This window comes from Chrysiogenia bacterium, from assembly GCA_020434085.1.
GTDB lineage: Bacteria > JAGRBM01 > JAGRBM01 > JAGRBM01 > JAGRBM01 > JAGRBM01.
In genome coordinates, this window is the sequence record JAGRBM010000104.1 from 1 (window position 1) to 3,705 (window position 3,705).

General features: G+C 64.6%; 5 protein-coding genes. 1 reads left to right on the top strand and 4 read right to left on the bottom strand.

Annotated features, from left to right (window positions below; all coding sequences use genetic code 11):
• The 3 genes from KDH09_03525 to KDH09_03535 all read right to left on the bottom strand — a co-directional run.
• The coding region (locus KDH09_03525; GenBank protein ID MCB0218741.1) for an SDR family NAD(P)-dependent oxidoreductase at positions 1-412 on the bottom strand (412 nt) is incomplete at its 3' end.
• 31 nt (positions 413-443) lie between these two features.
• The gene (locus tag KDH09_03530; GenBank protein ID MCB0218742.1) at positions 444-1,376 is read right to left on the bottom strand and encodes an alpha/beta hydrolase; all 933 of its coding nucleotides are present in this window, start codon (positions 1,374-1,376) and stop codon (positions 444-446) included.
• A gap of 22 nt (positions 1,377-1,398) precedes the next feature.
• A complete protein-coding gene (locus tag KDH09_03535) occupies positions 1,399-2,061 on the bottom strand; it encodes a TetR/AcrR family transcriptional regulator (GenBank protein ID MCB0218743.1) in 663 nt (220 codons plus the stop codon).
• Between the two features lie 76 nt (positions 2,062-2,137).
• On the opposite strand from KDH09_03535, the gene KDH09_03540 reads away from it, so the two are divergent.
• Positions 2,138-2,905 (top strand): hypothetical protein, encoded by a 768-nt coding sequence (locus KDH09_03540; GenBank protein ID MCB0218744.1) that lies wholly within the window; start codon positions 2,138-2,140, stop codon positions 2,903-2,905.
• Here KDH09_03540 and KDH09_03545 read toward each other — a convergent pair.
• A partial coding sequence (locus KDH09_03545; protein ID MCB0218745.1) for a hypothetical protein occupies positions 2,902-3,705 on the bottom strand: 804 nt, incomplete at its 5' end. The genes KDH09_03540 and KDH09_03545 overlap by 4 nt on opposite strands.

The window sequence follows — 3,705 nt, forward strand, 5'->3', positions numbered from 1 at the left end:
CGATCTGGGCCTCGTCTTCCTTCTTGAGGTGCGGGATGAAGAACCAGCACCCGTAGATCACGCCCCACAGGTTGATGTTGATGATGCGTTCGAGGTCCTCGAGGCTGTGATCCTCGAAGGGCGCGGCGATGCCGATGCCCGCGTTGTTCACGACGATGTTTGCGCGGCCGTGGGCGTCAATGACTTCCCCGGCGAAGTTTTCCATCGCCTTCTTGTCGGCAACGTCGACGATGTGCTGGGAGGCCGTGCGCCCCAGCCCCTCCACCGTCGCGGCCGTCTGCTGCATTCCGGCTTCGCTCACGTCGGCGAGCGCCAGGTGGCAGCCCTTGCGCGCCAGCGCGATGGCCGTGGCCTGTCCGATTCCGCTGCCCGCGCCGGTGACGACTGCGACGCGATCTTTGAACTTCTTCATAATTTCCCCCGGTCCTTCAGATTCGTGAAATCTAGCACAGGCCGAAGGCGGCGGCCTCGGGCACTCCCCGGCCCTGCAGAAAGGCGCTGAGCATCCCGTTGACCGCCTCCGGGGCGTGCTGCTGAACGAGGTGCGAGATCCCTGGAAGGTAGCGCAGCGTGAGCCCCGGCACCCAGCGCTCGGTGCCGTAGGTCAGTTCCTTGCCGAGCGCGATGTCGGCCTCGCCCCAGAGCATGAGGGTCGGAATTTCGATGGGCGGGTAACCCTCCTTCTCCATGCGCTGCAGCTCGCCGCTTCGCACCATGGCGCGGTAGTAGTTCATCATCTTGCGCATGCGCCCGGGAAGGCAGGCGTTCTCGCAGTAGGCGTCGATGTCCGCGTCGGTGTAGATCGCCCTGTCGGGAATCATCTGCCGGAACGCGCGGCGCAGCAGAAAGGCGTGCCCGGCGGTCGCCACGAATTCGGGCAGCGCCGGGATCTGAAAGAAGAGCATGTAGGAAGAGCGCTGGAGCTGCTTGAGATTGAGCGTGCCGTCGCTGAGCTTTCCGATCGAGCGCGCACCCGCCGCCGGGTGCGGCACGTTCATGGTAACGAGTTTTTCAAGCGCGCGTCCGCCGTGCATTGCATAGTACCAGGCAATGAACGCCCCCCAGTCGTGTCCCAGCAGGGTGACCGACTTCGCCCCGGAAACTTCGATGAGCGCGTCCACATCCCGCGCGATTTCCTTGAGGGTGTAGCCGCGCCAGGAGATGGGCCCCTCGCTCATGCCGAAACCCCGCAGGTCGGGCGCCCACACGCGGTAACCGAGCTTTGCCAGTGCCGGGATCTGGTGGCGCCAGGAATAGGAAAACTCGGGGAAACCGTGCAGGCAAAGCGCCAGGCGCTCGCCCTCACCGGCGGTGGCCACGCGAAAGGTCAGGTCGTTGGCACGCACGTAGTCGTAGTGGAGCGGCGGCACGCTCATGGGGATTCTCCTTGTCCGGGTATCAGTCTACCAGGCGCGGCGCATCGGGCAGGCCGCCCTGGGTCAGGAACCAGCGCGTCATCTCCAGCACCATCCGGCGGTGACGCTCGATGTGGGCCTTGTCGATCTTGAGCTTCATTCCCGCCGGCACCACCACCGGCACGCCGATCAGGAAGAACACTGTGGAGCCGAACACAAAAGATGCGAACTGCATGACGTCGAGGAAGTCCACGTCGCGGGCGATGAGCTTTTCGCCCTCGCTGCGCGCGCGAAACATGAGTTCGTAGATCGGCGCCACAACGGCGCGCACCTCGGGGCTGGGTTCGGGATCGGCGTCGGTGATCTCGCGAAGCACCAGGCGCGCCAGCGTCGGGCGCCGCACTGCGAAGTCGATCCATGCATTGACGCAGGCCTCGATGCGGCGAAGAAGCGGGCCGCCCGATTCGTAGGCAACACGCACCTGCTCGGAGAGATCGCCGAAGACCTGCGTGAGCACGGCCGAGTAGAGCTCTTCCTTGCCCTTGAAGTGGTAGACCAGCGAAGCCCGCTGGATTCCCACCGCCTCGGCGATGTCGGCCATCCGGGTCGCGGCAAAGCCCCGCTTCGCGAAGATTTCCTCCGCTGCGTCCAGAATCGCACTCTGGGTGCGCTCTCCCTTGGTTTTTTGCTGAACGGCAGCATTCATGCTTGAAAATCTACCTGCACGCAGGTAGATTTTCAAGGCCCGGAGAGAGATTTCCGCATCCGGGAGGGGGAACCCCATGTCCAGCACGAGTTACATCAGCAGCGAAGACTTCGTTCCGCCACGGCGCGACTGGGGCAAGGCCGCGCGCCATCTCTTCAATGTCGTGCGCGATACCTCGCAGTCGGGCGAAGTGGCGAACATGGTCACGTCGATCGAGGGCCCCTCGCTCGAGGCCTGCTTCCAGCGCTTCAGAAATGATCCAGACGGACGGCGCATCCTGGAGCAACGACCCTCGCTTCTGAATACGCTCAAGGATCGCTCGCGGCTGGAGGCGCTTCCTGCCGACACGCTTGGCAATCGCTATGCGCGCTACATGCGCGAAGAGCGACTGGACGCCGACGCACTCGTGAGCGCCATGAGCAATGCAGGCTTCGATGAAGAGCGCGCCTTTTTCCGCGACCGCATCCGTGACAGCCACGATCTCTGGCATGCCATCACCGGATACGGCGCCGACCAGCTCGGCGAGGGCGTTTTGCTCATGTTTTCCCATGCGCAGATTCGCAGCCCGGGGATCGTGCTGCTTGCCGGCCTGTCCATGGCACTGGTACCGCTGGTGCTGCCCAATGACCGCGCTGCCTACCCCGAGCATGCCCTGCGCGCCTGGATTCGTGGTTATCGGGCCAAGTGGCTGCCGGCGCAGCCGTTCGAGGAAATGCTCGACTGGCCAATCGAGGATGTGTGGCGCGAGCTGAATATCATGCCGACAGAAGAAGCGCACCCGGGCGGTTTTCCCCAGTTCAACATGGGCGACCGGCGCATGCTTCGAACCTACTGCGCGTTCTAGAACAGCCCACCGATGGGATACAGCGATTCGACCTGCGCGCGCTGCGCGTCCGTGAGCGCGTTCCACCTGGCACGCAGATCCTGCCAGGAGCGCACCTGAAACGTCTTCACGACGTGACGGAAAGAACGGCCGAGCAGCTCGCCCTCGTAGAGCGCGCGGCCGCGGTTGAAAGCGCGCTCGTTGAAGAGCGTCTCGCCCTTCGCAGTCGCCTCTTTCCACGCGGCCTCGTTCTGCTGCATGAGCGCGCCGTAGGTCTTTGCGGTGATTTCCATGAGCGGCGCGAGGTTCTCATTCAATGAAAGCTCCCCGCCGCGCTGCCCGCGATGGGCGCCGGCGGCAATGGCGCGGCACCAGTCCCAGGCACACGGCGCGCGCGCCTGAATGAGGCGCTCGGCGCTGGGGTCGGAGAGATTCATCATGATCTCGCCGTAGACGCTCGCATCGGCGAGCGTGAACTGCTCGCCGAGCAGGTAGGGCTGCCTGTGCAGCACGGCCTCCACCGCTTCGAGCCACAACGCACAGGCCTCATCGAGCAACCCGTGCGTCGGCGGAAATCCCTCGCGCGCGGGCGGCGTGAGATCGGCGCCAAGACCCGGTCGGCGATAACCTGCGGGCGCAACGCTGAAGAGGTAGGGCAGGCGCCGCACCTGCCGCTGCGCGAAGCGCGCGCCAAGGCGCTTTCCAAGACGCTTGCCCGTAAGTACGGAATACTCGCGCCCCAGTCGCTCGCCCGCGTTGTTGTCCGCGGCCGATACAACCCAGCGGTTGTGGTGCACCAGGTAGAGCCCGAATTCGTCAAA